The organism is Xenorhabdus entomophaga (assembly GCF_037996725.1).
Taxonomy (GTDB): domain Bacteria; phylum Pseudomonadota; class Gammaproteobacteria; order Enterobacterales; family Enterobacteriaceae; genus Xenorhabdus; species Xenorhabdus khoisanae.
Window position 1 is genome coordinate 1 of record NZ_JBBMXH010000423.1, and the last position, 291, is coordinate 291.

At 57.7% G+C, this 291-nt stretch carries 1 pseudogene; it reads left to right on the forward strand.

Annotated elements, in window-relative coordinates:
* Positions 1-48: 48 nt before the first annotated feature.
* A pseudogene (locus AAC854_RS24810) lies at positions 49-291 on the forward strand (phage portal protein); the annotation flags it as partial.

The window sequence follows — 291 nt, forward strand, 5'->3', positions numbered from 1 at the left end:
GTATCTGGTCTCACGCCTGCTCAGCCATAAACCCGGTAAGGAGGCCTGATGTTCTTTCCCGGCCTGTTTCGAAAATCCGCTGAACCGATGACTTCCCGTGACCTGAGTGAATTAATCGGCCTCTCGTATGATACCTACACCGGACGGCGGGTCAGCCCTCAGCTGGCGATGCAACTGACCGCGGTCTTTAGCTGTGTGCGGGTACTGGCGGAATCGGTCGGCATGCTGCCCTGTTCACTGTACGAACAACTCGGGCGGGGGAATCAGCGTGCTGTCAAAGAGCGGCTGCAT